The sequence below is a fragment of the Streptomyces sp. NPDC056361 genome (genome assembly GCF_042262805.1).
In the GTDB taxonomy this organism is placed as follows: Bacteria; Actinomycetota; Actinomycetes; order Streptomycetales; family Streptomycetaceae; genus Streptomyces.
On record NZ_JBHJQI010000001.1, the window covers coordinates 130574 to 156944 of the forward strand.

The 26371-nt window shown below is 69.8% G+C and carries 25 protein-coding genes, 1 tRNA gene, 1 pseudogene and 1 riboswitch; of the genes and pseudogenes, 12 read left to right on the forward strand and 15 right to left on the reverse strand.

Features of this window, described 5'->3' with window-relative positions; translation table 11 throughout:
• The first annotated feature begins 36 nt into the window (after positions 1-36).
• The 5 genes from ACFCY7_RS00565 (at position 37) to ACFCY7_RS00585 (ending at position 7757) form a co-directional block, all read left to right on the forward strand.
• Positions 37-1584 (forward strand): ATP-binding protein, encoded by a 1548-nt coding sequence (locus ACFCY7_RS00565; protein WP_376480240.1) that lies wholly within the window; start codon positions 37-39, stop codon positions 1582-1584.
• The gene (locus tag ACFCY7_RS00570; protein ID WP_376480241.1) at positions 1577-2560 is read left to right on the forward strand and encodes a PD-(D/E)XK motif protein; all 984 of its coding nucleotides are present in this window, start codon (positions 1577-1579) and stop codon (positions 2558-2560) included. The genes ACFCY7_RS00565 and ACFCY7_RS00570 overlap by 8 nt, the downstream gene beginning before the upstream one ends.
• A gap of 48 nt (positions 2561-2608) precedes the next feature.
• The gene (locus tag ACFCY7_RS00575; RefSeq protein WP_376480242.1) at positions 2609-5608 is read left to right on the forward strand and encodes a Z1 domain-containing protein; all 3000 of its coding nucleotides are present in this window, start codon (positions 2609-2611) and stop codon (positions 5606-5608) included.
• A 14-nt stretch (positions 5609-5622) separates the two neighbouring features.
• Positions 5623-6606 carry a DNA cytosine methyltransferase gene (locus ACFCY7_RS00580; RefSeq protein WP_376480243.1) on the forward strand — a complete coding sequence of 328 codons (984 nt, stop codon included), beginning with the start codon at positions 5623-5625 and terminating at the stop codon, positions 6604-6606.
• A gap of 167 nt (positions 6607-6773) precedes the next feature.
• Complete coding sequence (locus ACFCY7_RS00585; protein ID WP_376480244.1) at positions 6774-7757, forward strand: DNA cytosine methyltransferase; 984 nt, start codon at positions 6774-6776, stop codon at positions 7755-7757.
• Between the two features lie 8 nt (positions 7758-7765).
• On the opposite strand, the gene ACFCY7_RS00590 is transcribed toward ACFCY7_RS00585, so the two are convergent.
• The 4 genes from ACFCY7_RS00590 to ACFCY7_RS00605 form a co-directional block, all read right to left on the reverse strand.
• Positions 7766-8734 (reverse strand): DUF6339 family protein, encoded by a 969-nt coding sequence (locus tag ACFCY7_RS00590; RefSeq protein ID WP_376480245.1) that lies wholly within the window; start codon positions 8732-8734, stop codon positions 7766-7768.
• Positions 8731-9714: a hypothetical protein gene (locus ACFCY7_RS00595; RefSeq protein ID WP_376480246.1), complete on the reverse strand. Its 984-nt coding sequence runs from the start codon at positions 9712-9714 to the stop codon at positions 8731-8733. The genes ACFCY7_RS00590 and ACFCY7_RS00595 overlap by 4 nt, the downstream gene beginning before the upstream one ends.
• Positions 9711-11813, reverse strand: coding sequence for a helix-turn-helix transcriptional regulator (locus tag ACFCY7_RS00600; RefSeq protein WP_376480247.1), 2103 nt, complete (start codon positions 11811-11813; stop codon positions 9711-9713). Before ACFCY7_RS00600 ends, ACFCY7_RS00595 begins: the two co-directional genes overlap by 4 nt.
• Positions 11814-11926: 113 nt before the next feature.
• The gene (locus ACFCY7_RS00605) at positions 11927-12394 is read right to left on the reverse strand and encodes a very short patch repair endonuclease (protein ID WP_376480248.1); all 468 of its coding nucleotides are present in this window, start codon (positions 12392-12394) and stop codon (positions 11927-11929) included.
• A gap of 100 nt (positions 12395-12494) precedes the next feature.
• On the opposite strand from ACFCY7_RS00605, the gene ACFCY7_RS00610 reads away from it, so the two are divergent.
• Entirely contained in the window at positions 12495-12797 is a 303-nt protein-coding gene (locus tag ACFCY7_RS00610) for a hypothetical protein (protein WP_376480249.1), read from the forward strand.
• Positions 12798-12850: 53 nt separating this feature from the next.
• Here ACFCY7_RS00610 and ACFCY7_RS00615 read toward each other — a convergent pair whose 3' ends face one another.
• From ACFCY7_RS00615 to ACFCY7_RS00630, 4 genes are all read right to left on the reverse strand, one after another.
• Complete coding sequence (locus tag ACFCY7_RS00615; RefSeq protein ID WP_376480250.1) at positions 12851-14119, reverse strand: DUF445 domain-containing protein; 1269 nt, start codon at positions 14117-14119, stop codon at positions 12851-12853.
• A gap of 13 nt (positions 14120-14132) precedes the next feature.
• Entirely contained in the window at positions 14133-15113 is a 981-nt protein-coding gene (locus tag ACFCY7_RS00620) for an ATP-binding cassette domain-containing protein (RefSeq protein ID WP_376480251.1), read from the reverse strand.
• Between the two features lie 10 nt (positions 15114-15123).
• Complete coding sequence (locus tag ACFCY7_RS00625; protein WP_376480282.1) at positions 15124-15900, reverse strand: ABC transporter permease; 777 nt, start codon at positions 15898-15900, stop codon at positions 15124-15126.
• Between the two features lie 217 nt (positions 15901-16117).
• The gene (locus tag ACFCY7_RS00630; RefSeq protein WP_376480283.1) at positions 16118-16918 is read right to left on the reverse strand and encodes an ABC transporter permease; all 801 of its coding nucleotides are present in this window, start codon (positions 16916-16918) and stop codon (positions 16118-16120) included.
• A 193-nt stretch (positions 16919-17111) separates the two neighbouring features.
• Here ACFCY7_RS00630 and ACFCY7_RS00635 point away from each other — a divergent pair, with 193 nt between their 5' ends.
• Entirely contained in the window at positions 17112-19346 is a 2235-nt protein-coding gene (locus tag ACFCY7_RS00635) for a transglycosylase domain-containing protein (protein ID WP_376480252.1), read from the forward strand.
• Here ACFCY7_RS00635 and ACFCY7_RS00640 read toward each other — a convergent pair.
• The 3 genes from ACFCY7_RS00640 to ACFCY7_RS00650 form a co-directional block, all read right to left on the reverse strand.
• Positions 19340-19660 carry a multidrug efflux SMR transporter gene (locus ACFCY7_RS00640; RefSeq protein WP_015033851.1) on the reverse strand — a complete coding sequence of 107 codons (321 nt, stop codon included), beginning with the start codon at positions 19658-19660 and terminating at the stop codon, positions 19340-19342. The genes ACFCY7_RS00635 and ACFCY7_RS00640 overlap by 7 nt on opposite strands.
• Positions 19661-19691: 31 nt before the next feature.
• Positions 19692-19765, reverse strand: a riboswitch (guanidine-III (ykkC-III) riboswitch).
• A 49-nt stretch (positions 19766-19814) separates the two neighbouring features.
• Entirely contained in the window at positions 19815-20153 is a 339-nt protein-coding gene (locus ACFCY7_RS00645; protein ID WP_376480253.1) for a GroES family chaperonin, read from the reverse strand.
• 46 nt (positions 20154-20199) lie between these two features.
• Complete coding sequence (locus ACFCY7_RS00650; RefSeq protein WP_376480254.1) at positions 20200-20520, reverse strand: DUF3618 domain-containing protein; 321 nt, start codon at positions 20518-20520, stop codon at positions 20200-20202.
• A 126-nt stretch (positions 20521-20646) separates the two neighbouring features.
• Between ACFCY7_RS00650 and bcp the strand changes: the two genes are divergently transcribed.
• The 4 genes and pseudogenes from bcp (at position 20647) to ACFCY7_RS00670 (ending at position 22624) form a co-directional block, all read left to right on the forward strand.
• Positions 20647-21114: a thioredoxin-dependent thiol peroxidase gene (gene bcp / locus ACFCY7_RS00655; protein WP_376480255.1), complete on the forward strand. Its 468-nt coding sequence runs from the start codon at positions 20647-20649 to the stop codon at positions 21112-21114.
• 126 nt (positions 21115-21240) lie between these two features.
• A pseudogene (locus tag ACFCY7_RS00660) lies at positions 21241-21883 on the forward strand (HNH endonuclease).
• Entirely contained in the window at positions 21880-22539 is a 660-nt protein-coding gene (locus ACFCY7_RS00665; protein WP_376480256.1) for an HNH endonuclease, read from the forward strand. The pseudogene ACFCY7_RS00660 and the gene ACFCY7_RS00665 overlap by 4 nt, the downstream one beginning before the upstream one ends.
• 12 nt (positions 22540-22551) lie before the next feature.
• Positions 22552-22624, forward strand: a tRNA-Leu gene (locus ACFCY7_RS00670).
• Positions 22625-22677: 53 nt separating this feature from the next.
• Here ACFCY7_RS00670 and rdgB read toward each other — a convergent pair.
• The 4 genes from rdgB to ACFCY7_RS00690 form a co-directional block, all read right to left on the reverse strand.
• Positions 22678-23286 carry an RdgB/HAM1 family non-canonical purine NTP pyrophosphatase gene (gene rdgB / locus ACFCY7_RS00675; protein ID WP_376480257.1) on the reverse strand — a complete coding sequence of 203 codons (609 nt, stop codon included), beginning with the start codon at positions 23284-23286 and terminating at the stop codon, positions 22678-22680.
• Positions 23287-23294: 8 nt separating this feature from the next.
• On the reverse strand, positions 23295-23651 hold the full coding sequence (locus tag ACFCY7_RS00680; RefSeq protein WP_376480284.1) for a hypothetical protein: 357 nt from the start codon (positions 23649-23651) through the stop codon (positions 23295-23297).
• 118 nt (positions 23652-23769) lie between these two features.
• Entirely contained in the window at positions 23770-24501 is a 732-nt protein-coding gene (gene rph, locus ACFCY7_RS00685) for a ribonuclease PH (protein WP_376480258.1), read from the reverse strand.
• Between the two features lie 85 nt (positions 24502-24586).
• Entirely contained in the window at positions 24587-24859 is a 273-nt protein-coding gene (locus ACFCY7_RS00690) for a glucose PTS transporter subunit EIIB (protein WP_376480285.1), read from the reverse strand.
• Between the two features lie 196 nt (positions 24860-25055).
• Here ACFCY7_RS00690 and ACFCY7_RS00695 point away from each other — a divergent pair, with 196 nt between their 5' ends.
• Positions 25056-26366 (forward strand): PTS transporter subunit EIIC, encoded by a 1311-nt coding sequence (locus tag ACFCY7_RS00695; protein ID WP_376480259.1) that lies wholly within the window; start codon positions 25056-25058, stop codon positions 26364-26366.
• Positions 26367-26371 lie beyond the last annotated feature (5 nt).

Genomic DNA, 26371 nt, shown 5'->3' on the forward strand with positions numbered 1-26371 from the left:
CTTGATCTGATGTAGCGCGCATATCCCAGGGCGATCATGACGACTGACTGGCAGTTCGAGGTACCCACCACCGGCAGCAAACACCTGCCTCCGGACGCTCGATACATGGAAGCGCTGAGCAGTCAGGGCTACGGCTTCGAGGCGGCGGTCGCGGACCTGGTGGACAACTCCATCGACGCCGGCGCCAAGGATGTCGTGATCCACTTCCTGCGCGACGGGGACAGGCTCGTCAGTCTGCTCATCGTCGATGACGGCAAAGGCATGGACGAGGAGGGACTGGACGTCGCAATGACGGTCGGCGGGCGCCGTGACTACGCCCCTCAGGCCCTCGGCATGTTCGGCACCGGACTGAAATCCGCCTCGCTCAGTCACGCAGGGGCCGTCACCGTCGTCAGCAAAGTACGACGCACCCGGGCGGCCGCACCGGCCGGACGCCGCTGGACGATGGAACGGGCCGTGACCGGTTACCAGTGCGACATCGTCGCGCCGGACTACGCCCAGCAACTCATCGATCGTTACTACGACTGCCCGATCGTCTGGCAGGGCACGATCGTCCGCTGGGACTCGGTCAAGGACTTTCCGCAGACCGGCGGTGGTGGCCAGACCGATCGCTACCTGCATCGAACGATCAACAAGCTCGGCCTCCACCTCGGTCTGCATCTGCACCGCTTCCTGGCACGCGACGACTTCAACATCACCATCGCCGTCGAGGACGTCTCCACCGGCGTCGAGTACATGAACTTCGGCGTCCAGCCGCTCGATCCGTTCGCCTACCCGGTCAGTGGGCACCCCGACTACGCCCGTGACTTCGTCGCTTCCGTCCCCTCCGTCGGACCCGTCACCCTGACCGCGCACATCTGGCCGCCGAAGATGAACAACGACGAGTTCAAGGCGGTCGGGACGGTCATCGACCGGCAGGGCCTCTACTTCTACCGGCACGACCGCCTGGTCCAGGCCGGCGGCTGGAACAATTTCCGTCAGCCCGAGCAACACCTCGCCCTCGCGCGGGTCGCCGTCGAGCTTCCCGACTCCTCCGTCACCTCCGACGTCTTCCGTCTCACGGTGAAGAAGGACGGTGTCGCCACGTCTCCGGAGTTCGTGACCGCCCTTGAGTCCGCGACAGATGCCGACGGGCGCGTTTTCACCACGTACGTGGCGGACGCGGACGCGACGTATCGGGAGGCGCGCAAGCGGACCGGCACGACCCGCAAGCCGGTGATCCCTGCGGGCAAGGGCTTCGAGTCGTCGGTGCGGGAGGCCATAGAGGACGAGTTGCCGGTCATCCCCGGCGAGGAACCGATCTCCGTCCGCTGGCAGAAGATCGACAACGGCACGTTCTTCGAGATCGACCGGGAGAACCGGACGATCATTCTCAACCATCACTATCGTGCCGCGATCCTCGGCGGTCGGCGAGGCGGACTCAACGACGCCCCGACCCTCAAGTCGCTCATGTACCTGCTGCTTCACGGCATCTTCGAAAAGGAGTACAGCGGCAGCCGCGAAAAGGACAATCTGCAGTTGTGGCAGTCCGTGCTCGTCGCGGCTGCCCGCGCCGAGCTGAATCGAGTGGCGGACGATGACTGACCCCACGACGGGCCCGGCCCTCGCCTGGTCGGCCGTCGAGCACTACCTGGGAGAAGGTCTCGGCACGAGCTACCGTCTCTCCACCGGCGACGGGCACCCGGTCGTCTCATACGAGGTGGGGCACGGCGGTCATGACATCGCCTTGTTCGTCGAACTCGGCCGGAACCAGCAGCCACCCCGCTCCCCGCTGCCCGCCGTCCTCATCGACCAGGTGGCCGTGGGCCAGGGCGTCCGCATGGCCCGCATCCGGACCACCCAAGTGGAGTTGATGCGCGAATTCCACGATCTGTTGCTCGCGGTCGCCGACCGTATCGTCATGAAGAACCGTTCACTCGACCGTGCCTTCGCCGAGACCGTGGACGGTTGGAGCTCCCTGCTCGGCCGGCCGCGCGCCATGGGGTTGGAGCAGCGGATCGGGCTTCTGGGCGAGCTCTCGATACTGACCCGGCTCGCCGAGACGTACAGCTGGGAAGCGGCCGTCGAGGCATGGACGGGCCCGTACGGCGAGGAACACGACTTCGCCCTCGTGGATTTCGACATCGAGGTGAAGACGACGGCGTCGGAACGGCGACGTCACATGATCCATGGAATCGGGCAGCTGCAGGCCACTCCCGGCCGGCCGCTGTGGTTCGCGTCGCTCCGGCTCACCCGCGGCGGCACCGGCGGCCGCACGCTCGCCGAGTCGGTCGCGGCCGTGCGCGGCTGCGTGGCGGAGCAGGCCCCGGCAGCGCTCGCGCGTCTGGACTCCGCGTTGGAGCGGTCCGGCTGGTCGGTCGAGCGCGCCGACGACGAGCGCTGGACACCTCGCGACGAGGCCCTGGTCCTGGCGGCCGAGGCCGTGCCGCGCCTCGAACCGGCGCTGCTTGCCGCGGCCGCACTCGAGCGGATCTCCGCCGTCCACTACGAAACCGATGTCACCGGGCTCACCCCCACCGCAGACGCGCCCGTGAACCTGTCCGGTCTTCACCTCCCGTAATCCCCCGTGCTCCCCTACCGCACCGCCCCGACAGCCGAGGAACCACCGATGACGAGCCCCGACAGCGCCGCCGACATCCGTCTCGACCTGCACCACCGTGCGCTCGGCGACATGAGCTCGGGCAAGCCGAAGCGGCTGGTCCGCGCCCTGGAGTACCAGGCCGAGGACCTGCAGCCGGGAGCCTTCGAGTACACCACCGAGGCGGACTTCCTGTCCGTGCTCCGCACGGCAGCCGCCACCGACCGGCTGGTGGAGACGTGGCGCAAGCAGCTCACTCGCTGGGACTACAACGAGAAGGTGGCGTGGTCGTCCCACCTTCCCCGTACGGACGAGCGGCGGGCCGACGTGTACGCCCTGCTCGGCCTCGGCGAGGAGACCGGCAAGCTGCTCGATGCCCTCGTCCCCGTGTCCAAGGCCGCCGGAGCGGTCGTCATCAGCACCGAGCACAAGATCTGGTACACGCCTCAGTCGCTCCAGGGTCGCCCCTGGTACTGGCCTGCGTATCGCAAGCTGCTGGTGGACAAGGGATGGCCCGAGGACATCGTCGCCGGCCTCGACGAGGCGTCCGACCGCGTCGTGGAGCGACTGGCCGACCCGACGGCGGCCGAGGCGTACCAGTCGAAGGGGCTGGTGGTCGGCTATGTCCAATCCGGCAAGACCGCCAACTTCGCCGGTGTCATCGCCAAGGCGATCGACGCCGGCTACCGACTCGTGATCGTCCTGGGCGGCACGCTCAACATGCTGCGCGCGCAGACCCAACGCCGCCTGGACATGGAGCTGGTGGGCCGCGAGAACATCCTGCGCGGCGGGAACGAGTACGAGTCCGACTACGCCGACGACCCCGCCTGGAGTCAGGGCAAGTTCGCTGCCTTCGGAGCGATGCCCTCTTCGCTCGGCGCCTTCGACATCCACCGGATGACGACCCGCGACGTCGACTACCAGAGCCTCCAGATGGGGATCGCCGCTCTCGAAGCCGACAAGCAGGAACCCGGCCTCCCCCTGTACGACCCGCGCAACCTGCACCGGGCGGCGGCCCGCCTGATGGTCGTCAAGAAGAACAAGAGGGTCCTGGAAAAGCTGGTCAAGGACCTGCGGAAGATCCAGACGCCCCTCGCCGAGATCCCGGTCCTGATCGTGGACGACGAGTCCGACGAGGCATCGGTGAACACGGCCGACCTGGCCAAGCCGAACGCCGAGCGGACCGCGATCAACCAGAAGATCTCGGAACTGCTGCGGATGTTGCCGCGCGCCCAGTACGTGGGCTACACGGCGACGCCCTTCGCAAACGTCTTCATCGACCCCAGCGACACAGAGGACATCTTCCCGAAGGACTTCATCATCTCCCTGCCGCGTCCGGACGGATACATGGGCGCCCGTGACTTCCACGACCTCGACTCGGATCTGCCCGACGAGGAGCGGACGTTCGTGAACTCCAACGAGAGGGCGCACGTCCGCTCCATCGTGGTGGAGGGAGACGGCGAGGGCGACGAAGACGACGCATGCCTCGAAGGCGCCATGGACATGTTCGTACTGACCGCGGCGATGAAGTTGTACCGCGAGGACAAGGGCGGTCTCGGCGATCGCTACTTCCAACACCACACCATGCTGATCCACGAGTCCGTTCGGCAGGACGACCATCGAGAGCTGCTCGGTCGCGTCACCCGGCTGTGGTGGAACGCCGGCTACCTCGGCCCTGCCGGCCGCGAGCGGCTGCGCCACCTCTTCGACACGGACATCGCCCCCGTCTCCGCGGTGCGCGCCGACGGCCAGGCCGTGCCGTCCTCGTTCGAGGAGCTCGCGCCGTTCATCGGCCCCGCCGCAATCCGGATCGGCGGTGACGACAAGCCGATCATCGTGGTCAACGGCGACAAGGACATCGAGACCGGCGAAGCCGACTTCGACAAGCGGTCGATCTGGAAGATCCTCATCGGCGGACAGAAACTGGCTCGCGGGTTCACCGTGGAAGGCTTGACCGTCTCGTACTTCCGGCGTCGCGCCGGAAACGCCTCCACGCTCATGCAGATGGGCCGTTGGTTCGGCTTCCGCGAGGGATACCGGGACCTGGTACGTCTCTACCTGGGGCGCCAGGAGACCATGGGGAAAAAGGAGATCGACCTGTACGAGGGCTTCGAGGCGATCTGCCGGGACGAAGAGGCGTTCCGGGCGGAGCTGGCCCAGTACTCGGTGACCGTCGACGGCCGTCCGCAGGTCACCCCGGACAGGGTGCCACCGCTCGTCTGGCAGCACATCCCGTGGCTCAAGCCGACGAGCCCGAACAAGATGTACAACTCCCGCCTGGTCACCGTCCGCTCTCCCGGTGAGTGGCAGGAACCCACGGCCTACCCGACGAGGGCTGTCGACCTCCGGCACAACACCAGCCTGTGGACACCCGTCCTGGACTCCTTGTCGGCAGAGCCGGCACAGCTCTCATACCACTTGCGCGAGAAGGACGTCACCCATCGTTTCTCCGCGCTCACGGGCCGGATCGGCGCCGCGGAGCTCCTCGCCCTGGTGTCAGGAGTGCGGTGGGGCGCCCCTTCGCAGTTCGTCCCTCACCTGGACTACCTGCGGGAGATCACCGCGGGCGGCACCGCCCAGGTGGACGACTGGATCGTGCTCGCTCCGCAGCACGCCCAGCCGGGCAAACGGATCCGGCTGGCGGCCGATGGTCGCCCTTACTCCTACTTCGCCCGTGACCGTCGGCGGGCCCCGCTCTTCGGTGCCATCAGCGACGTCAAGCACCGCGCGGCGGCCCTGCGCATCGCGGGCTCGCTCACCGATGCCGGCGACGCGAGCGTCGAGAGCCTGGTCGCCCCGCGCCGCGGCGTGATCGTCCTGTACCCGATCGTCGAGCCCGAGCACCGAGCCACACTCGTGGAGGGCGTTTCGCTCGATCCCAGCCGGGTCGTGATGGCCTTCGGATTCGTCGCACCGGCCTCGGCCCGCAGTGACGACGGTCGCGTGTTGCGCTTCACTACCGTCGACTCTTCTCAGGAGGGGGTCGCCATCATCGACACGGCCTCCGGAGCGGCTGCGGGACTCGGATGAGGACGGCGAACGGAATGGCCACCACGACGGCCCGCCTGCGGAGCGTCGGCGTCTGCGCCGGCGCCGGAGGTCTCGCCCTCGGGTTGGAGCAGGCGGGTTTCGATCCTGTGCTCCTTCTCGACAACAGGACCGTCGCCTGTGACACGCTCCGTGCGAACAGGCCCGCCTGGGACGTCCTCGATCTCGACCTCCTCGATTTCGATCCCGTCGAGCATCAGCAGACCTACGACGTGGACCTGCTCGCGGCCGGGCTCCCCCGCGTCAAGGCCACCGCCTCCGTGCACCGTCCCGAAAGGGACGACGAACTGGAGGCACTCAAGGCCACGATCATGCTCATGCACGGCGTCCGGCCACGCGCATTGTTGATCGAGAACGTCCCCGATCTCGTGACCAAGGCGGCGTACGGCCCTATCCGGGAGTACATCACCGAGGAACTCGTCCACCTCGGCTACGACATTCATTGGTTCGTGCTCAACGCCGCCGATTTCGGAGTGGCGCAAGATCGTAAAGAGGGGGTCGTCGTCGCTTTCAGGGATGGACGTCTGGACTCCTTCACGACTCCCATGGCCTCTGTCACACGACATCGGACGGTCGGGGAAGTGCTGGGCTCCTCGATGGCGGCCCGCGGCTGGCCCCAGGCCGCCTCGTGGGCCGCTCAGGCCGATCGCCCGGCCCCGACACTGGTCGGAGGTTCCTGGAATCGCGGTGGTGCGGACCTGGGGCCGACGGGCAGCAAGCGCGCCTGGGCACGCATGGGCGTCGACGGTGGCACGGTTGCCGACGACGTGCCGGGGCCGGATTTCGACTGGGATCCGTCGCTCGGACGCTCCGGGATGATGCCCCTCACCGTGCCCCAAGCCGCCGCTTTGCAGGGCTTTCCACCGGAATGGCACTTCGCGGGCCGTAAGACCGCGCGGTACCGGCAGGTGGGCCACGCCACTCCTCCACCGGTCGGGCGGGCGCTCGGCGAGGCGATCGGAACGGCTCTGAAATGCTGACTTCGATGTACGGAACGCATCACCTCCGGCCGATCGGGGGCGACGCCCGACAGCCGAGCCGCTCGGTCGGCCGCGCCGGGTAACCTGTAGCGCTGCGGGGTCCCCGGTCCCCTTGACGAACACACCATCCCCTGGAGACCACCGTGCCACGCCCCGAGATTGTCGACTTGTTCGCCGGGCCCGGCGGGCTCGACGTGGCGGCACGCGACCTCGGCTACGAGGTGACGGGAATCGAGTTCGATCAGGACGCGTGCGACACCCGGGCCGAGGCCGGCCTCCTCACCCTGCAGGGCGACGTACGGGATTTCGGCCCTCACAAGTTCCCGAACGCGACCGTACTGGCGGGCGGCCCCCCGTGCCAGACGTTCACCGTGGCCGGCACCGGAGCGGGTCGTCGTGCGCTGGACGAGGTGATCGGATTCGTCCGGCGGATGGCGCGCGGCGAGGACGTCCGTTCCAAGCTCGCCGTACTCGACGACGACCGTACCGGCCTGGTCCTGGAACCGCTGCGCTGGGCCCTGGAAGCGCTCCGTGACGGGCGGCCCTACGAGGCGATCGTGCTGGAGCAGGTGCCCGCGGTCCTTCCCGTCTGGGAGGAGTACGCGAAGGTCCTGTCCGCGAACGGATACTGGGTGGCCAAGCCGAAAGTGCTGCACACGGAGCAGTTCGGCGTCCCTCAGACCCGGCGCCGCGCGATCCTCGTGGCCCGGCTCAACCGCATCGCGGAGCTGCCGGAGCCCACTCACCGTCTGTACCGCAAGGGTGTACCCCAAGAGCAGGGCGACCCTGCCCTGAAGCCGTGGGTGTCCATGGCAGAGGTCCTCGATCGGCCGACGCCCTTCGAGGTCGTCTCGAACTACGGGACCGGGGGCGACCCCAGGACCCGGGGTCGTCGAACCTCCGGCGAACCCGCGTTCACGGTCACCGGCAAGGTCTCGCGCAACCGGGTCGTCGCGACCGACGGTCGAGAGCTTCCGCGTTTCTCGGCGCACGAGGCGGGCGTGCTGCAGACGTTCCCCCGCGACTATCCGTGGTCCGGCAGGGCGATCGCCCAGCAGGTCGGCAACGCCATCCCGCCGCTGCTGGGCAAGGCGGTCCTGACCGCGGCCCTCGGCACCGCGAAGGAATACGCGAGCGACCCCGAGGGCTGAGCAGGCGGTCAGACGAAGTCGGAGGGCTTCGACAGCACCACCCCGGGGGCCCTGGGAGCAGGAACGGACATGTCCGCTTGCATGTCGTCCCCGGAGGAGGTCCTCTTTCGGAGTGGGGCCTCGACCCGCAGCTTCTCGAAGAGCGGGATCAACGCGTCGATGGCGGCCGGCTTGACGCGTCCGTCGGAGGGGCCTTCCGGCAGTCGCTCCCAGCCGACCACCGCGCCGGAACCCGCCTCGATCCATTCGAGCAACTCGTCCGCGTCGGGATCGACGTCCTCGGCCAGCACGTCGTAGACGAGGGTGCTGCCGGCCGCGTTCACGGCGGCGGAGAAGGCGTTGACGTGGTCGCCGGGGCGAGGGACTCCGGCGTCGAGGAAACCGCCGATGAGGCGGATCATCGCCTGGGCGGTGGGACGGTGATCGATGACGTCCAGGCGCATCGTGGTGTTGAGGATGTCCTGGTTCCGACAGGCGGTGACGACCGGGGCGTAGTCATCGCCGTCGCGGAAGAGTTCCGCCGCCCACCAGAGCCGGGAGAACGCCTGGGTGTAGTGGGGACCGCTGAAGCGGGCGGCGGTGGCGATGCCGCGGCCGTCGGCGGTATCGGGGCCCCTGTGGCGCCAGACGACGTAGTCGGGGGCGACGACCATGGCCAGGTGGTTCCAGAGGCGGCTGTCGGCGGCCTCGGCACGGGTCATCCGGAGAGTGGCGTGCACACGGGGGGCGAGCCAGCTGTCGGCGGCGCGTCGATCGTCGACGAAGCGCCGCATCGCCTCGTCGAGGAGTTCGCGGACCGGTGCGGTCCGGCGACGTTCTGCGGTTCGAGGGTCGTACGTGACACAGGCACGGGTCAGTGCCACCTGCGGGGGAAGTTCCAGGCCGGACTGAATGCCGCGGCCTAGGTACTTGGTGACGGCCGCGTCGGGCAACAGCGCAAGCACCGCCGGCGGATCGACGGGGGCAAGGAGGCTCATCGACTGCCGCTCCTTTCCGCGGCGTCGACGGATCTCACCGCATTGGTCAGCCTCTTCGTGATCTGGCTTCTCCTGCCGGCCGCGTACTGCACGGCCGTCTGAAGCTCGGCCCAGCCGAACCCCTTGGTGCGACGCTCCTCGATGTCGTACAGGGCGTCGGTGAGCTGCCGGCCGGGCAGCACGTCGGGCAACATCATCCGAAGGACGGACTCACGCCATCCCGCCGGCATGAGGGGAGTTCCGTCCTCGTCGACGTCGAGATCACTGACGGCCGTGTGGAACATGGCCGTCCAGGCGTCCTGCGCGATCTGGCTGGAGGTCACGTCGCGCAGGAGCTTCTCGGCCGGGCCGCCTCCGCTGCCGCCGAGCAGGCCGACGAGGCCGTCGACGGATGCGGTGTTGAGATAGACGGTGGGCACCTCTCCGGTGGTGTCCACGATCCAGGGCGAGTCCTTGTATGGACGAAGCCACTCCTCGGGTCCTTCGCGGAAGTCCGCCTCGACGATCTCGATCTCGCGTCGGCGCACGGGAGTCGTTCCCTTGAGGTCGACGTACCAGTCCTCCGCCGTCGCGCCGATGGCCCTTCCTGCGACGCCGTCACAGGTCGCCACGACGGTCAGGCCGAGCGTCGCGCGATCGAGGTGTCGGCTCCGGTGCAGGTCGATGCTGCCGACCCACGTCCCGTCGGCTGCCCGCTCGAGGCGCGCGGTCGTGCGGGCGTTCGTCGCCTTCTCCGTGAGTGCCGCCAGACAGACGACGTCCGTCCACCGCCCGTCGGCGATCTCCGGCTCGGGGAGCGTGGCCTGGAGCCGCAGTGTGCAGTGCTCCCAGTTCTCCCTGCCGGAGCGGTGGAGGGCCACGGTCCGTTCGGACTTGGACACGTGCGAGTACGGGAGTGAGGACGTTCCGTCGACGGTGATCGAGAGGACGTCCAGATCGACGTCGCCGAAGAGGGTCGGGTAGGGATAGACGGACTTCATGCCGCTCCTCCGCGGGCCTTCTGGACATCGACGACGAGTCGCGCGAGGGCACCCTGAACGGGGTGGGTGGCGGGGTCGGTGACGCCGGTGAACACGGCCGTCCGGACACCGGGGGCGACGACGAGGTTGCCGTTCTCCACTCGGCAGTCGTCCGAGGCGGCGAGTACGGCCCAGCCGACGGCAGGACGGCCACCGGATCGTACGTCGAACTTGGCCACGGGGGTCAGAACCCAGGGGTCCTCGGCATCGGGGAGCTTGAGGCCGACCGTGACGTTCCAGGCGCCGCTGTCGTCGACGCGGGCCTCCACGTTGCGGACTACGGGGAAGCCCTGCGTCCGCTTGCCGCCGCCGGTACCGGCACCGCCGTCCAGCCTGAGCAGCTCGCGCAGTGCGGCCGGCCCCTCCGAACGAACGGTCTCCCGCCGTCCGACCAGGCTCCGCACGGCCTTGTCGATCTCGGCTCGGAATTCCTTGAGACGAGTGAGAGCGCCGCGCTCGTAGAGCGAGGTGAGCTCCTCCGTACGGTCCCAACGGTCGTGCTCCGGCGGCTCGGAGGCACGCAAAAATGCTTCCGCGAGTTCGACGTCCTCGCCTTCCCGCCCGGTCGCGAAGCCGGCGAGCAGCACGGCCTGAAAGGGGGCCGTACCGAGGGGCAGCTCGCGGGGGCGCTGCTCGGTGATGGTCATCCGGTTGCCGCGCATGCAGACGACCCGGCTGTGCCGCTCGTCGCGATCCGCGGCCGAGGTCAGCAGAAGAACCGCGCGATGTTCCCGTCCCTTGTCCCGGGCACGGCCCCGGCCCTTCAGCGGAGAGACGACGAGCGGGACCTCGACGAGCGCGACCTGATCGCCGGCGGTCAGTTCGGGAACCGTCTCCCCGTCGAGGTAAGTCTGCAGGGCACGTCCGAGAGCCGGGTGGTGCGCGTGCGGGTCGACGCGCTCCTCGGAGACGAGGACGCGCCCGTTGCGGAGGGTGGTGACACTGGCCTCCATCAATGCTCCGGCCGTCCTGCCCCCGATCATGGTCGCCCAGAACCCGTCGGCGAGGGAGCGCACGAGCTTGTCGTGCATTTCCTGGAGGGTCTCGGCGTCGCCGGAGGCATCGTGCGCGCCGACGATGAGGAAGGAAGTACCCGAGTCGGAGCTCGACCGGTCGAGATGGAGGGAACGAACCTCGTCCTCGTCCGCCCACCAGGATCGGGACACGCCCTTGTGGACCGGCCCCGGCTCCGTCTCGCCGAACCACGCGGGACCGGCGTATGCCTCGCCTTCGAGCTCGTGCCAGGGCAGGTCGAGTCGACCGACGACACGACGCTCGACACGCCCCTCGTGGGATGTCGAGAGGGTGGAGTTGACGAGAACGAGTCCCAGCCGGCTGGTGGCCCAGAGAGTGGCCTTGCCCAGTCCGTAGGAGCCACCGGCCCGTCCTCCCGCCTGCTTGTGGCTGTCGAGCTGGCGACGGACCACGGCGGCGTAGCGGCCGTCCTCGTACTCCGGGCCGGTGAGACCGGCGGCGTTGTAGTCCTCGACACGGAGCAGCAGCAGCGAGCGCCGCTCGTCGAGGTCGTCGAGCGCGGCGCGGAGACTACGGGACACCTTCTGCCCGCCGACGGCTGCCGCCTCGTAGTGAGGACGAAGTTCTTCCCACCGCGCCGCCGCGAGAAAGGCGTCGAGGTGCTCGCCGGTGATCTCGTGCAGCACATAACGGACACGGACCGGCGTCGTGGAGTCGTGGCGCTCGTCGAGCGAGTTCTGGGTCGCCTCACGAGCGAGGACGGACAGATCGGCGTCGAAGGCGAAAGCCGCGGCGTTGCCGTACTCACGCCCGCCGTCGGCATGGGCCGGTCGATGGTGCCACTGGCGAGGACGTGCCGAAGCGATGTCGGTCGTCCGATCGTGAACCGAGGCGGGATCGGCCCCGAACACTGCGGCGATGGCCCGCTTGGTCTCGTCGCGGGGCTCGGCACGACCGTTGATCCAAGCGGAGACGGCCGCCCGGGTGAGATTGAGGCGCTGCGCGAGGTCGGCCTGCTTCATGTCGGCCCGCGCGAGCTGGCGTTCCAGCCAGGGACCGAACTCTTCGCCTTGTCGTTCCACCATGTGCATCCCCCCGAGCCCTGGTCGCCGCGCAGCGGTGCCCGTACCGCGCGCCGCTCACACCACATGCACCCGCTGGACAGGCTATCACCGGCCATTTGACAACTTGCAGTCTGTCAATTTTCGGTAGGCGGGGGCTTTTCCGCGGCCTTCGATCGACCCCGCAGAAGCGCTCGCCGCTCCGCGACGATCGCAGCCACTCTCGGGGCGGCCTCGTCCGGGCTCTCATGCTCCCAGACCCGTACGGACACCCACCCCGCTTCCTTCAATCGCGCATCGGTGTTCGCGTCCCGCGCGCGGTTCTTCTCGATCTTCTCGCGCCAGAACTCGGAGTTCCTCTTCGGCCACGTCGCGTGTTCCGGGCAGCCGTGCCAGAAGCAGCCGTCGACGAAGACGGCGACGCGGGCCGGCCCGAAGACGATGTCGGCCTCTCGGCGGAGGCCTTTCAGCGGACGCCGATGGATCCGAAAGCGGAGCCCGTCGGCGTGCAGCGCACTGCGCAGCGCCTTCTCCACACCGGTGTCCCGGCTCCGCTGCCTGCTCATCCGGGAGCTCGTCGCCGGGTTCGTCTCCAGGGCCCTCATGGCGGCCATTGTGACGCGGTCGTCAAGCGGGAGTGCCATTCGGCGCCGATTCGCCGTGCCCTACGCTCGGAGGAAATCCAGCGACCCGAAAGGCACCGCCATGTCCCGTATCCCCTCCTCCGCCGTAGCCGCTGCCGGGCTCGTCGGGGGGTATGCCGTTGCTCGGTGGACGAAGAAGCGGCCGCTTGGTGGGGTGGTGCTCGCCGCAGCCGGTGGGGTGGCCGCTCGGGAGTGGCGGCAGGTCGGTGGGGCGAAGGTGGCTGCCGGGCTCGGCACCGCGTACGTCGCGGCGTTCGCCGGGTCCCATCCCCTCGCGAAGAAGATCGGGGCCTGGCCCGCGGTGTTCTCCGTCGCCGGAGGCATGGCCGTCGCCTCCTGGGCCGTGACCCGCGGGAAGAGCTGATCCCGTACCCGGCCGTCACCCGCCGGAAGGGCCGACTCGCTCGGACTGCGGTGTCAGGCGCCTGCCGCGTGGCTGACGGTGTAGATGAGGAGGCCGGCGAGGGCGCCCACGACCGTGCCGTTGATGCGGATGAACTGGAGGTCGCGGCCGATGTTGGCTTCGATCTTGCGGGAGGTCTGGACGGCGTCCCAGCCGGCGACGGTGTCGGTGATGAGGGAGGTGATCTCGTCGCGGTAGGTGGTGACGAGGTAGGCGGCGGCGTCTTCGGCCCAGCCTTCGACCTTCGACTGGAGGCGGGCGTCGGTGGCGAGGCGCTTGCCGAGGGAGATGAGGGAGGCGCGGGCGCGGAGGCGGAGTTGGCTGTGGTCGTCCTCGGCGGCGGCGATGATGAGGTTGCGGACGGAGGACCAGGCGGAGGCGATGATGTCCTGGACTTCCGGGCGGGCGAGGAGGTCGGACTTCAGGCGTTCGACGCGGGCGCGGGTGTCGGTGTCGGCCTGGAGGTCGGCGGCGAAGTCGGCGAGGAAGCGGTCGATGGCCCCGCGGGCGGGGTGGCCGGGCATGTCGCGCATCTCCGTGACGAAGCGCAGGAGCTCCTTGTAGACGCGTTCGCCGATGCGCCGGTCGACGAAGCGGGGCGTCCAGCCGGGCGCGCCGCCCTGGACGGCGTCCATGACGGAGTCGCCGTGGGTGACGAGCCAGTCGTGGGCGCGGGTGCAGACGAGGTCGACGGCCCGGTGGTGGGCGCCGTCCGACACGATCTTCTCCAGGGTCTTGCCGAGGCCGGGGGCGATCTCCGCGGCCTCCGCCCGACGGGTGATCGCCTCGCCGACGACCGCTTGGACGTCCGCGTCGCGCAGGACCGTCAGCGCGCCGCGCAGCGCCGTGGAGAGTTCGGCCGTGACGCGGTCCGCGTGGGCGGGTTCCGCGAGCCAGCCGCCGAGGCGGCGGGCGATGCCGAAGGCGTGCAGCCGGCCCCGTACGACGTCGGCGGAGAGGAAGTTCTCGCCGACGAAGGAGCCGAGTGAGGCGCCGAGCTGGTCCTTCTTGGTGGGGATGATCGCCGTGTGGGGGATGGGCAGGCCCAGGGGCCGCCGGAAGAGCGCGGTGACGGCGAACCAGTCCGCCAGGGCGCCGACCATGCCGGCCTCGGCCGCCGCGGCGACGTAGCCCGTCCAGGCGCCCCAGCCCGCGTGGTGGGCCCAGGTCGCGAGGGCGTAGACCAGGGCCACGCCGACGAGCAGGGACGTCGCCAGCGTTTTCATCCGCCGGACGCCTCTGCTCTTCTCCTCGTCCGCCGCCGTGTACGAGAAACTCACCAATGCACTCGACCTCCTACATCAGGGACTCCCGGCGCTCGTCCCGAGTTCCCCCGTACATCTTCGCGATCACCGCCTCGATGTCCGGCTCCCGCACCGAGAGGTCGACGAGGGGATGGCCGGCGGCGACCGCGGCGACCAGCGGGGCGGCGGAGGCGCCGGCCGGGAAGGCGAGCCATTGGCGGGGGCCGTCCGCGCGTACGAAGCGGGCGCCGGGCACGTCGGTGATCGGGGGGAGCTCGCGCTCCAGGTCGACGACGAGGAGGCGTTCGCTCTCGCCGACGGCGTGCAGGCCGGCGAGTTCACCGTCGTACATCAGCCGCCCGTGGTCGATGACCATGACGCGGGAGCAGAGCTGCTCGATGTCGGTGAGGTCGTGGGTGGTCAGCAGCACCGTGGTGCCCCGGGTCGCGTTCAACTCGCGCAGGAAGTCCCTCACCCGCACCTTGGAGACGACGTCGAGGCCGATCGTCGGCTCGTCGAGGTAGAGCACGTCGGGGTCGTGCAGGAGGGCCGCCGCGATGTCGCCGCGCATCCGCTGGCCGAGGGAGAGCTGGCGGACCGGGACGTCGAGCAGTTCGCCGAGGTCGAGGAGGTCGACGCAGCGGTCGAGGTTCTCGCGGTAGCGGGCGTCGGGGATGCGGTACATGCGGTGCATCAGCCGGTACGAGTCCCTCAGCGGCAGGTCCCACCAGAGGGTGGTGCGCTGGCCGAAGACCACCCCTATCCGCTGGGCGAGCCGGGTGCGTTCGCGCGCCGGGTCGATGCCGGCGACCCGCAGCCGGCCGCCGGTGGGGGTGAGGATGCCGGTCAGCATCTTGATCGTGGTCGACTTCCCGGCGCCGTTGGGGCCGATGTAGCCGACCATCTCGCCCCGCTCCACGCCGAAGCCGATCCCGTCGACCGCCCGGACCTCCCGCTTCTCCCGGCGGAACAGGCCGGCCTTGCGGCGGACCGTGAAGGTCTTCTCGACCTCGTCCAACTCGATGAAGGGCATGCCCCTGACCTCAGCTTCCTGTCGATCGGTACGAGCGGACGCCGGCGCGCCAGGCGAGGCCCGCGACCGCGCAGCAGACGGCGGCGACCAGCGGCGACGCGAACGCCGCCGCGTCCGGCACGCCCGCGGGGGCCGGCCGGCCGAGGAGGTGCAGGGCGGGCAGCCAGTTCACGAACGCGAGCGGCACGACGTACACGACCCCCCGCACCAGCTCCTGCGCGAAGATCGTCGGCGGGTATTGGAGGAGCGTGTTCCCGCCGTACGTGAACGAGTTCGTGACCTCCGCCGCGTCCTGCATCAGGAACAGCGCCGACGCCCCGAGCACCATCACCGCGGCGAAGATCACCGCACCGCACACCAGGGTCACCGGCAGCAGCGCCGCCTTCACCGGCGTCCACTCCACGTCGAGCAGCACCAGGGCCCACACCAGGACCATCAGCCCCTGTGCGACCCGGCCGAACCGCCGCAGCGCGAACTTGTCCGCCGCCACCTGCGCGAGCAGGGGCGCCGGCCGCATCAGGAACGTGTCGAGCGAACCGTCCCTGACCCGTCTCCCCATCCGCTGGAGCGAGCCCATCGTGAGGTCCGCGATCCCGAACGACGTGCCCGTCAGCCCGTACAGGAGGGCGACCTCCGCGAACGAGAACCCGCCGAGGCCCTCGACCTGACCGAACATCAGCAGGATGACGACGAAGTCGAAGAAGGTGACGCAGAAGCTGGTGAACACGGTCAGCGCGAAGGACGCCCGGTAGGTCATCGTCGAGCGGATCCACATGCCGGCGACCATGCGGTACGTGCGGAGGGAGTCGACCACCGGCCGGGACGCGTACGGGAACGGGGATGGGGGTGGGGGTGGGGATGGGGGTGTGTACGGAGACGGGGACGGGGACGGGGACGGGGACGGGGACGGGGACGGGGACGGGGACGGGGACGGGGACGGGGAACGGTCCGGGGACTCGGCCGCCGCCCGGGGCGGGTGCGAAGCGGCACCCGTCCGGAGGTGCTCAGCCACCCTGGACCACCACCTTCCGGGTCGCCGCCGCCTGTGCCGCCCGGCCCGCGCCGAGCAGGACCAGGGCCCAGCAGCCCTGGAAGGCGTACGCGCCGGCGAGTGCCCGGCCCTCGTAGCGGCCGAGGTACACGTCGGCGGGGACCTGGAGGAGGGAGGCCCAGGGCAGCAGGCGGGCGATCTCGCCGAGGGTGCCGGGGAAGACGTTGAGGGGGAGGAGCATGCCGGAGAAGAAGAGGCCGCCGAGCCAGGCGACCTGCACCACGCCCTGGCCGTCGAGGAACCAGAAGGCGCTCATCGCCACCGCGTACCAGATCGCGAAGCCGACGACCGAGCCGAGCGCCACCGCCACCAGGAACGCCAGCCAGCCGCCGGGACCGGAGGGCAGGGTGAAGCCGAAGACGAGTGCGCCGAACACCATCGGGGCGACGCCGCGGCCGAGGAGCTGGTAGGCGGACCGGCCGGCGTTGGCCGAGAACCACCAGGCCTGGAGGTCGGCGGGGCGGTACAGGTCGACCGCGATGTCGCCCGTCCTGATCCGCTCGATCAGCTCGTCCTCGAAGCCGCCGCCCATCAGTCCGCAGACGGTGAGCAGCCCCTGCCCGATCCACACGTAGGCGAGGGCGTCGTCCATCGAGTAGCCGCCGAGCTGCGGCCGTTCGTCCCAGAGGGCGATGTACGTGTACGACAGGATGAAGCCGAAGACGCTGTTGGTGAACACCCCCGCCAGCGTCGCCACCCGGTACGTGGCGTGGCGCCGGAAGCCGCCCGCGGCCACCGTCGCGTACAGCCGCAGCATGAAGCTCCCTCCCGGTGCGCACCTTCGGCACGCACCTTTCAGCACTTACGTTTCGGTACGCACCTTTCGGCACGAATGACAGCGAAGCGCACGACCCTAGCGGTGCGCGGCGGGGCACCGCGAGCGGATTTCGCGTCAGGTTCGGGTCGCGTTCGGGAGTTTCGTCCCGTTCCGTGCAGTATGTGATGCCATGTCCCCTTCCTCAGGTACGAGCGACACCCCCCGGCCATCCCGCCCGGACCGGGAAGCAAGCTGGGAGCCGAGGGACCCCACCCTCCCCGCCCCGCGACCGGACGAGCGGCCGGAACGACGACGCCGCCGCCCCCGGCGCCCCGGCGGCGTCCGCCGCTTCCTGCGGACCCTCTTCGGGCTGCTCCTGCTGGGCACGCTGCTGCTCGCCGGCGCGTTCGCCGCCGGCTACCTCCTGGTGGAGATCCCGCCCGCCAACGCCGCCGCCGTCGCCCAGTCCAACGTCTACCTCTACCGCGACGGCAGCCCCCTCGCCCGCGACGGCGAGGTCAACCGGGAGAACGTCCCCCTCGGCCAGGTGCCGCTCACCGTCCGGCGGGCCGTCCTCGCCGCCGAGGACCGCGACTTCCACACCTCGCGGGCCGTCGACCCCAAGGCCATGCTCCGCGCCGCCTGGAACACCGTCACCGGCAAGGGCCGCCAGTCCGGCTCCACCATCACCCAGCAGTACGTGAAGAACTACTACCTCGGCCAGGAGCAGACCCTCACCCGCAAGGCCAAGGAGTTCTTCATCGCGATCAAGCTCGGCCGCGAGAAGAGCAAGGACGAGATCCTCGAGGGCTACCTCAACACCAGCTACTTCGGCCGGAACGCGTACGGCGTCCAGGCCGCCGCCCGCGCCTACTACGGCAAGGACGTCGACCGCCTCGACACCGCCGAGGGCGCCTACCTCGCCTCCCTCCTCAAAGCCCCCAGCGCCTACGACGTCACCACCCACCCCGAGAACCGGGCCACCGCCGTCGCCCGCTGGAACTACGTCCTCGACGGCATGGTCGGCGAAGGCTGGCTCGACCCCGCCGCCCGCGCCGCCGCCCGCTTCCCCGCCCCCCAGACCGCCCGCCCCGCCACCGCCCTCTCCGGCCAGCGCGGCTACCTCGTCCAAGCCGTCGAGGAGTACCTGACCGACCACGGGATCGTCGACGAGAAGACCCTCGCCGGCGGTGGCTTCCGCATCACCACCACCCTGGAACCGGCCAAGCAGGACGCCCTCGTCCAGGCCGTCGAGGACCAGGTCACGTCCCGCCTCGACCCGGCCCGCGCCCCCGCCGACCGCTACGTCCGCGTCGGAGCCGCCGCCGTCGACCCCGGCACCGGCAGGGTCCTCGCCCTCTACGGCGGCATCGACTACACCCAGCAGTACGTCAACAACGCCACCCGCCGCGACTACCAGGTCGGCTCCACCTTCAAGCCGTTCGTCTTCACCGCGGCCGTACAGAGCGGCGCCCAGACCCAGCAGGGCCTCCCCATCACCCCCTACACCCTCTACGACGGCACCAACCGCCGCCCGGTGGAAGGCTGGAACGGCGCCCTCTACGACCCCGCCAACGAGGACGACGCCAGCTACGGCGAGATCGCCGTCGGCGCCGCCACCAACCTGTCCGTGAACGCCGTGTACGCCCAGATGGCGGTGGACGTCGGCCCCACGCACGTCCGGCGGACCGCCATCGCCCTCGGCGTGCCCCGCTCCACCCCCGACCTCACCGCCTCCCCCTCCATCGCCCTCGGCCCCGCCACCGCGAGCGTCCTCGACATGGCGGCGGCGTACGCGACCCTCGCCGCGCACGGACGGCACGGCACGTACACCCTCGTCTCCGCCGTCACCCGGGGCGGCCGGGAACTCGTCCTGCCCGACGGAACGGCCCGGCAGGCCGTCAGCCGGGAGGCCGCCGACACCACCACGTCCATCCTCCGCAGCGTCGTCGAGGCCGGCACCGGCACCGCCGCCCAGACCGCCGGACGCCCCGCCGCCGGCAAGACCGGCACCGCCGAGGACGACAAGGCCGCCTGGTTCGCCGGCTACACGCCCGAACTCGCCACGGTCGTCGCCCTCATGGGCCAGGACCCCGAATCCGGCCACCAGGAACCCCTCTACGGCGCCCTCGGACTGCCCCGCGTCAGCGGAGGTGGACCGCCCGCCGCGATCTGGGGCCAGTTCACCCGGAACGCGCTGGCCGGCACCCCGCCCAAGGACTTCGACCTCCGACTGATGCCCGGAGCGGAGGAGATGCCGGCCGTACCGCCGGTGCCGGACGCCACGGGCGCACCGGACACCACGGGCGCACCGGACACCGGGGCACCGGACACCGGGGACGAGGAGTACGTGACGGGCGAGGCGGGACCCGAAGCCGCCTCACGCGGCCCCCGCCCCACGCGCACCACCGTCCGGGGTCAGTGACCCGAGGTCGCCTTCAGCCCCACCACGGCGACCAGCAGCAGACAGACGAAGAAGATCCGGGCGGCGGTCGCCGGCTCACCGAGCACCACCATGCCGAGCACCGCCGCACCGGCCGCCCCGATGCCGACCCACACGCCGTACGCCGTACCGATCGGCAGCGTCTTGGCCGCCTGCGACAGCAGCAGCATGGAGGCGACGATCCCCGCACCCGTGAACACACTGGGCCACAGCCGGGTGAAGCCGTCGGTGTACTTCATGCCGATCGACCAGCCGACTTCCAGCAGACCTGCGACGACGAGCAGAACCCAGGCCATGACGAGACACCTCCGCGAGACGGGAAACAGGGGTGCGTCGTCTTGTCGTCAACCCGGTACGGCGCGTCTCGTCGGGGTGTCCCCCAGGCTAGCAAAGAACGCGCAAAGGCCCTGGTGACGGTCGTCACCAGGGCCCCGGGAGGGATCCCCGTCTCTACAGGTACAGGCCGGTCGAGTCCGAAGCCCCCTGGAACCGGTCCGCGGCCACCGCGTGCAGGTCCCGCTCCCGCATCAGGACGTACGCGATGCCGCGCACCTCCACCTCGGCGCGGTCCTCGGGGTCGTACAGCACCCGGTCTCCGATCTCGACCGTACGGACGTTCTGGCCGACCGCGACCACCTCGGCCCAGGACAGCCGGCGGCCCACCGCGGCGGTGGCCGGAATAAGGATGCCGCCGCCGGAGCGCCGCTCCCCCTCCGGAGAGTCGGTGCGGACCAGGACCCGGTCGTGCAGCATCCGGATGGGCAGCTTGTCGTGCGTGTTGTCGCTCACGAACCGAACCTACCTGCCCGGGCGTGTCGCCCGTAGCCGGGAGAAGTCATCCCCGGCCCTTCCGCGAGGACGCCACGAGCAGCCCCACGACCGCCACGGTCGCCAGCGCCACCGGAACGACCCGCTCCAGACGGGGCGTGCCGTCCTCGTGGGTGAAACGTGCCTTCACGTCCGACACGACCCGGTTGACCGCGACGAAGGCGCGACCGACGGTCTGGTCGACCGACGAGGCGACCTTGGCCTTCGCGTCCCCGATGATCGTCTGCGGGTGCACCCGAATGCCGATCTCGTCGAGAGTGACGGCGAGCTGCTCGCGCCGGCGGACGATGTCCGCCTCGATCTGCGCAGGGGTCCTGACGTCCGGCACCGCGCTGCCTCCGTAGTCGTGTATCCAGTCGATTACGGCCAGTCTGTCAGTTCCTGCGCCGAGGGGGCGCGCCAGACCCCCATTAGGCTCTGAACGCGTACGCGAACACTCCGAGGAGAGCCAGCCATGAGCGAGCGACTGCAGCCCGGCGACACCGCCCCCGCCTTCACCCTTCCCGACGCGGACGGCAACGAGGTCTCCCTCGCGGACCACAAGGGCCGCAAGGTCATCGTCTACTTCTACCCCGCCGCCCTCACCCCCGGCTGCACCAAGCAGGCCTGCGACTTCACCGACAACCTCGACGTCCTCGCCGCCGCCGGCTACGACGTCATCGGCGTCTCCCCCGACAAGCCGGAGAAGCTCGCCAAGTTCCGCGACAAGGAGAACCTCAAGGTCACCCTCGTCGGCGACCCCGACAAGACCACCCTCGAGGCCTACGGCGCCTTCGGCGAGAAGAAGCTCTACGGCAAGACCGTCACCGGCGTCATCCGCTCCACCGTCGTCGTCGACGAACACGGCAACATCGAACACGCCTTCTACAACGTCAAGGCCACCGGCCACGTCGCCAAGATCATCCGCGACCTGGGCATCTGACCCCACCCCCCGCCGAAACGGCCCGCACCCCCGCAAGGGCGGCGCGGGCCGTTCCGCATTCCGGGTGTGACCGTCCGATATTCGGCTCGTTAGACCGTACGAGATCCGTACTGGGGAGGGAGCCCGATGGGGACGAGCCCGTACACGAAGGACCGGCTGGAGTCGGCGGCGCGAGGGGCACGGACGCTGACGGAGGCGCTCGAGCGACTGGGAGTGGACCCGAGGAGCGGTTCGCGACGCTATCTCCACGACCGCATGCGAAAGCTGGGGGTGGACACGTCCCACTTCGAGCGGGAGGGGGTGCGGTGGACGCGGGAGGTACTGGAGGACGCGGCGGCCGCCTCTACGACCATGTGCGAGGTGCTGCGTCGACTGGGGATCGATGTCGTCGGCGGGCAGCACGCGCACATCAGCCGGCGCATCAAGGCCTACGGGATCGACACCTCGCACTTCCCGGCCGCCGTCCCGGCGCGGTGAACCCAAGCAGCCGCGCACACCCGCAGCGCTGCTGGTCGAGCAGACCGGCCCGCAGACCCGGCGCGTGCCGCGCGATCGCATCGCATGGGCGATGGCGGAGTCCGGCGTTCGCCTGGAGTGCGCCCTGTGCGGCAACAAGGCCGTCTGGCTCGGCCGGCCGCTCCCCCTGGAGGTCGACCACGTCGACGGGGACTGGCGGAACAACCGGATCGAGAACCTGCGGTTCCTCTGCCCGAACTGCCACTCGACGACGGACGGCTACCGGGGGCGCGGCAAGAGGCGTGCGGGATGACAGCCGGCGTGCGGTACAGCCGCGAGCTGCTGGCCGAGGCGGCGGCGCGATCCGCGGACATCAACGAGGTCATCGCGTTCCTGGGCACGCGACCGTACGGCAATCTGCGTCGTCACCTGCTACGGCGCTTCGCCCAGTACGGCATCGACGTCTCTCACTTTCCGCACCGTCGACGCGGCGGACGACCGCCTCGCCCAGCAGCGGAAGCCCTTCGCCTCGCGGTCGAAGGGGCGACCTCCGTGGCGGGTGCCCTGCGCGCCCTGGGCAAGCCGCCCAGTGGCCAGATGCGCACGCTCTTCCACCAATGGGTGGCGGAGGACGGGCTCAGCACCTCCCACTTCCTGGGTCAGGCTCACCAGCGGGGGAAACCGGGGCCGACTCCGGTCAGGCGGCCCGACGAGATTCTCGTACGGCACTGCGGAGAGCGGCGGACGAGAACCCACCTGCTGCGGCGCGCGCTGAGCGAGGTGGGCGTACCCGAGGAGTGCGCCGGGTGCGGCGTCGGCCCTGAGTGGCTCGGCAAGCCGATGACGCTGGAGGTCGACCACATCAACGGGGACTGGAGCGACGACCGGCGCGAGAACCTGCGGTTGCTCTGCCCCAACTGCCATGCGGTGACCGACACCTGGTGCAGGGGAGGGCGGCGGGTAGAGTGAGGGAACGTGTACGCGCCCGTACGCCAAGGGCTGAGCGGCGATCTTTAGGTGGTCGTGTCTGTCGGTTCGAATCCGACCGGGCGTACCGTACGACGGCCCAGCGCGCCGAGTGCCGCTGGGCCGTTCGCATGCCGGGCCTCAGCCCAGCAGTTCCTTCACCACCGGCGCCAGGGCGCGGAAGGCCTTGCCCCGGTGGCTGATGGCGTTCTTCTGGGCCGGGGTCAGTTCGGCGCAGGTGACCTCGTGGTCCTCCGGCTGGAGGATCGGGTCGTAGCCGAAGCCGTTCGTGCCGACGGGGGCGTGGCGGAGGATGCCCCGCATCCGGCCTTCGACGACGCGTTCGGTGCCGTCGGGGAGGGCGAGGGCGGCGGCGCAGGCGAAGTGGGCGCCGCGGTGGGTGGCGTCGATGTCCGCGAGCTGGGCGAGGAGCAGGTCGAGGTTGGCCTTGTCGTCGCCGTGGGTGCCGGCCCAGCGGGCGGAGAAGATGCCGGGGGCGCCGCCCAGGACGTCGACGCAGAGGCCGGAGTCGTCGGCGACGGCGGGGTGGCCGGTGGCCTGGGCGAGGGCGTGGGCCTTGAGGAGGGCGTTCTCGGCGAAGGTGACGCCGGTTTCCTTGACGTCGGGGACGTCGGGGTACGCGTCCGCGCCGACGAGTTCGAGGTCGAGGCCTGCGTCGGCGAGGATCGCGTGGAGTTCCGTGATCTTGCCCGCGTTGCGGGTGGCGAGGATCAGTCGCTGTCGGGTCATGGGCCCGATTATCCCGGGGTGCAGACCTTGGCCACTTCGCCGGCGGCGTCGGTGATCGGCGTGATGTCGGGGGTGGTGTCGCCGTTCTTGACGGCTGCGCGGACGGAGTCGACGCCCTTGGTGAGGTCGTCGACGGCCTTGGAGAGGTCGGCGTTGTCGGTGGTGTTCTTGAGGTTGCCGAGCTCGGTGGATATCGAGTTGAGGGATTCCTCGATCTGCGTGACGTCGTTGGAGGCGTTGGAGACGGCCTGCTGGAGGTTCTGCACGGACGTGGCTATCGCGTCGGCGGTCTTGACGCAGTCCATTGCGGTGTCGAGGGCTCCGCAGCCGCTCAGGACGGTGGTGAGTGCGGCGGCCGTGGCCATGGCGAGTGCGAGACGGCGCTTCAAGGCGGGTCCTCTCCGGAGACGTTCGGACGTACAAGCGGACGGGCGGGCGCCCGGATCGTATCCGGGTGCCCGCCCGACAGGACGCAGCGAGGTGTCAGAGGGTTCCTTCGAGGGCCTTGCGCTGGATCTCGGCGAGTTCGGCGCAGCCGCCGGAGGCGAGGTCGAGGAGGGCGTTGAGTTCCTTGCGGTCGAAGGGCTCGGCCTCGGCGGTGCCCTGGACCTCGACGAAGCGGCCGTCGCCGGTGCAGACGACGTTCATGTCGGTGTCGGCGCGGACGTCCTCTTCGTAGCAGAGGTCGAGGAGGGGGGTGCCGTCGACGATGCCGACGGAGACGGCGGCGACGGTGCCGGTGAGGGGCTTGCGGCCGGCCTTGACGAGCTTCTTGCCCTGGGCCCAGGCGACGGCGTCGGCGAGGGCGACGTAGGCGCCGGTGATGGCGGCGGTGCGGGTGCCGCCGTCGGCCTGGAGGACGTCGCAGTCGAGGACGATCGTGTTCTCGCCGAGGGCCTTGTAGTCGATGACGGCGCGCAGGGAGCGGCCGATGAGGCGGGAGATCTCGTGGGTGCGGCCGCCGATCTTGCCGCGGACGGATTCGCGGTCGCCGCGGGTGTTGGTGGCGCGGGGGAGCATGGAGTACTCGCCGGTGACCCAGCCTTCGCCGCTTCCCTTGCGCCAGCGGGGGACGCCTTCGGTGACGGAGGCGGTGCAGAAGACCTTGGTGTCGCCGAAGGAGATGAGGACGGAGCCCTCGGCGTGCTTGCTCCATCCGCGGTCGATGGTGACGGGGCGGAGCTGTTCGGGGGTACGGCCGTCGATACGAGACATGGGACGAGCGTAGCGGGACATGACGGAGGGCCCGTTCCCCTGCCGGAACGGGTCCTCGGTCAGGTGGTGAGCGGGCGGCTCACGCTCACATGAGGTCTTCGATCTCCGCGGCGATGGGGTCGGCGTCGGTGCCGATGACGACCTGGATGGCGGTGCCCATCTTGACGACTCCGTGGGCGCCGGCGGCCTTCAGGGCGGCCTCGTCGACGAGGGCGGCGTCGACGACTTCGGTGCGCAGGCGGGTGATGCAGCCTTCGACCTCTTCGATGTTGTCGATGCCGCCGAGCCCGGCGATGATCTTCTCAGCCTTGGTGGCCATGTGTTTCTCCCTGTCCGTTCCGTTCGCGCGAACGCGAATCTCGGCGCACCTGTGGTCCGCTTTGTCACGGTAACCCACGGTTGGCCCAACTTCGCGAGCGAGTGCCGCCGTTCTGCCGAATGATGACGATCACCGGCGGCCTGTCCTCAGCGGGTTCCCGGAGCCTACCGCAACTGGTCTACACCAGTCTGCAACGAGATGCGGACCCGGCTTGTTCCGGGCAGGGAGGACGCCGATGAGTACCGACAGCGCCGCGGCCGCACCGAAACCGAAGAGGTCCGTGTCCTGGGGCGGCCTCTTCCAGGGGCTCCAGAAGATGGGCCGCAGCCTCCAGCTCCCCATCGCCGTCCTTCCGGCCGCCGGCATCATCAACCGGCTCGGCCAGCCGGACGTGTTCGGCGCGGAAGGTCTCGGCTGGGACAACGTCGCCAAGGTGATGGCGGGCGCGGGCGGCGCCCTGCTCGACGGCGGTCTCGGCCTTCCGCTGCTGTTCTGCATCGGTGTCGCCATCGGCATGGCGAAGAAGGCGGACGGCTCGACCGCCCTCGCGGCCGTGGTCGGCTTCCTCGTCTACTACAACGTGCTGCGCCAGTTCCCCGAGACCTGCCCCGGGGGCACGGTGGACGTCAACGGCGGCTGCCTCTCGCCCGAGCAGGTCTTCAGCGGGTACACGTACCAGAACCCGGGTGTCTTCGGCGGCATCCTGATCGGCCTGATGGCCGCGTGGTTCTGGCAGCGGTACCACCGGAAGAAGCTCGTCGACTGGCTGGGCTTCTTCAACGGCCGCCGGCTCGTGCCGATCATCATGACGTTCGTGGCGATCGCCTTCGCCTCGCTGTGCCTGTGGGTCTGGCCGCCGATCGGTGACGGCCTGGAGAACTTCAGCGACTGGCTGGTCGGGCTCGGCGCCTGGGGTTCGGGCATCTTCGGCGTCGCGAACCGGGCGCTGCTCGTCATCGGCCTGCACCAGTTCCTGAACGTGCCGATCTGGTTCCAGTTCGGCACGTACGAGAAGCCGGACGGCACGGTGGTCCACGGCGACATCCCCATGTTCCTCGCGGGCGACCCGAACGCCGGGCAGTTCCTGACGGGCTTCTTCCCGATCATGATGTTCGCCCTCCCGGCGGCGGCGCTCGCGATCACCCACACCGCGAAGCCGCACCGGCGCAAGGCGGTCGGCGGCATGATGCTGTCGGTCGCGCTGACGTCGTTCGTCACCGGCATCACGGAGCCGATCGAGTACTCGTTCCTCTTCATCGCCCCGCTGCTGTACGCGATCCACGCCGTGCTGACCGGCGTCTCGATGGCGCTGACCTGGTCGCTCGGCGTGAAGGACGGCTTCAGCTTCTCGGCGGGTCTGATCGACTACGTGATCAACTGGAATCTCGCGACGAAGCCGTGGCTGATCATCCCGATCGGCCTGGGATTCGCGGTCGTCTACTACGTGATCTTCAGGTTCGCGATCACCAAGTTCAACCTCCCCACCCCGGGCCGCGAGCCCGACGAGGTGGAGGAGGAGATCGAGCGGGACAACACGAAGGCGTGACCTGA

Excerpts from the sequence above, each read along its gene's own strand:
- ACFCY7_RS00600 (WP_376480247.1), bottom strand. The coding sequence starts at position 11,813 with ATGGTGGAACGACAAGGCGAAGAGTTCGGTCCCTGGCTGGAACGCCAG.
- ACFCY7_RS00570 (WP_376480241.1), top strand. The coding sequence starts at position 1,577 with ATGACTGACCCCACGACGGGCCCGGCCCTCGCCTGGTCGGCCGTCGAG.
- ACFCY7_RS00565 (WP_376480240.1), top strand. The coding sequence starts at position 37 with ATGACGACTGACTGGCAGTTCGAGGTACCCACCACCGGCAGCAAACAC.
- ACFCY7_RS00625 (WP_376480282.1), bottom strand. The coding sequence starts at position 15,900 with ATGGTCGCCGGCATGTGGATCCGCTCGACGATGACCTACCGGGCGTCC.
- ACFCY7_RS00610 (WP_376480249.1), top strand. The coding sequence starts at position 12,495 with ATGTCCCGTATCCCCTCCTCCGCCGTAGCCGCTGCCGGGCTCGTCGGG.
- ACFCY7_RS00665 (WP_376480256.1), top strand. The coding sequence starts at position 21,880 with ATGACAGCCGGCGTGCGGTACAGCCGCGAGCTGCTGGCCGAGGCGGCG.
- bcp (WP_376480255.1), top strand. The coding sequence starts at position 20,647 with ATGAGCGAGCGACTGCAGCCCGGCGACACCGCCCCCGCCTTCACCCTT.
- ACFCY7_RS00590 (WP_376480245.1), bottom strand. The coding sequence starts at position 8,734 with ATGAGCCTCCTTGCCCCCGTCGATCCGCCGGCGGTGCTTGCGCTGTTG.
- rph (WP_376480258.1), bottom strand. The coding sequence starts at position 24,501 with ATGTCTCGTATCGACGGCCGTACCCCCGAACAGCTCCGCCCCGTCACC.
- ACFCY7_RS00640 (WP_015033851.1), bottom strand. The coding sequence starts at position 19,660 with ATGGCCTGGGTTCTGCTCGTCGTCGCAGGTCTGCTGGAAGTCGGCTGG.
- ACFCY7_RS00620 (WP_376480251.1), bottom strand. The coding sequence starts at position 15,113 with ATGCCCTTCATCGAGTTGGACGAGGTCGAGAAGACCTTCACGGTCCGC.
- ACFCY7_RS00575 (WP_376480242.1), top strand. The coding sequence starts at position 2,609 with ATGACGAGCCCCGACAGCGCCGCCGACATCCGTCTCGACCTGCACCAC.
- ACFCY7_RS00695 (WP_376480259.1), top strand. The coding sequence starts at position 25,056 with ATGAGTACCGACAGCGCCGCGGCCGCACCGAAACCGAAGAGGTCCGTG.
- ACFCY7_RS00680 (WP_376480284.1), bottom strand. The coding sequence starts at position 23,651 with ATGGCCACGGCCGCCGCACTCACCACCGTCCTGAGCGGCTGCGGAGCC.
- rdgB (WP_376480257.1), bottom strand. The coding sequence starts at position 23,286 with ATGACCCGACAGCGACTGATCCTCGCCACCCGCAACGCGGGCAAGATC.
- ACFCY7_RS00595 (WP_376480246.1), bottom strand. The coding sequence starts at position 9,714 with ATGAAGTCCGTCTATCCCTACCCGACCCTCTTCGGCGACGTCGATCTG.
- ACFCY7_RS00635 (WP_376480252.1), top strand. The coding sequence starts at position 17,112 with ATGTCCCCTTCCTCAGGTACGAGCGACACCCCCCGGCCATCCCGCCCG.
- ACFCY7_RS00605 (WP_376480248.1), bottom strand. The coding sequence starts at position 12,394 with ATGAGGGCCCTGGAGACGAACCCGGCGACGAGCTCCCGGATGAGCAGG.
- ACFCY7_RS00580 (WP_376480243.1), top strand. The coding sequence starts at position 5,623 with ATGGCCACCACGACGGCCCGCCTGCGGAGCGTCGGCGTCTGCGCCGGC.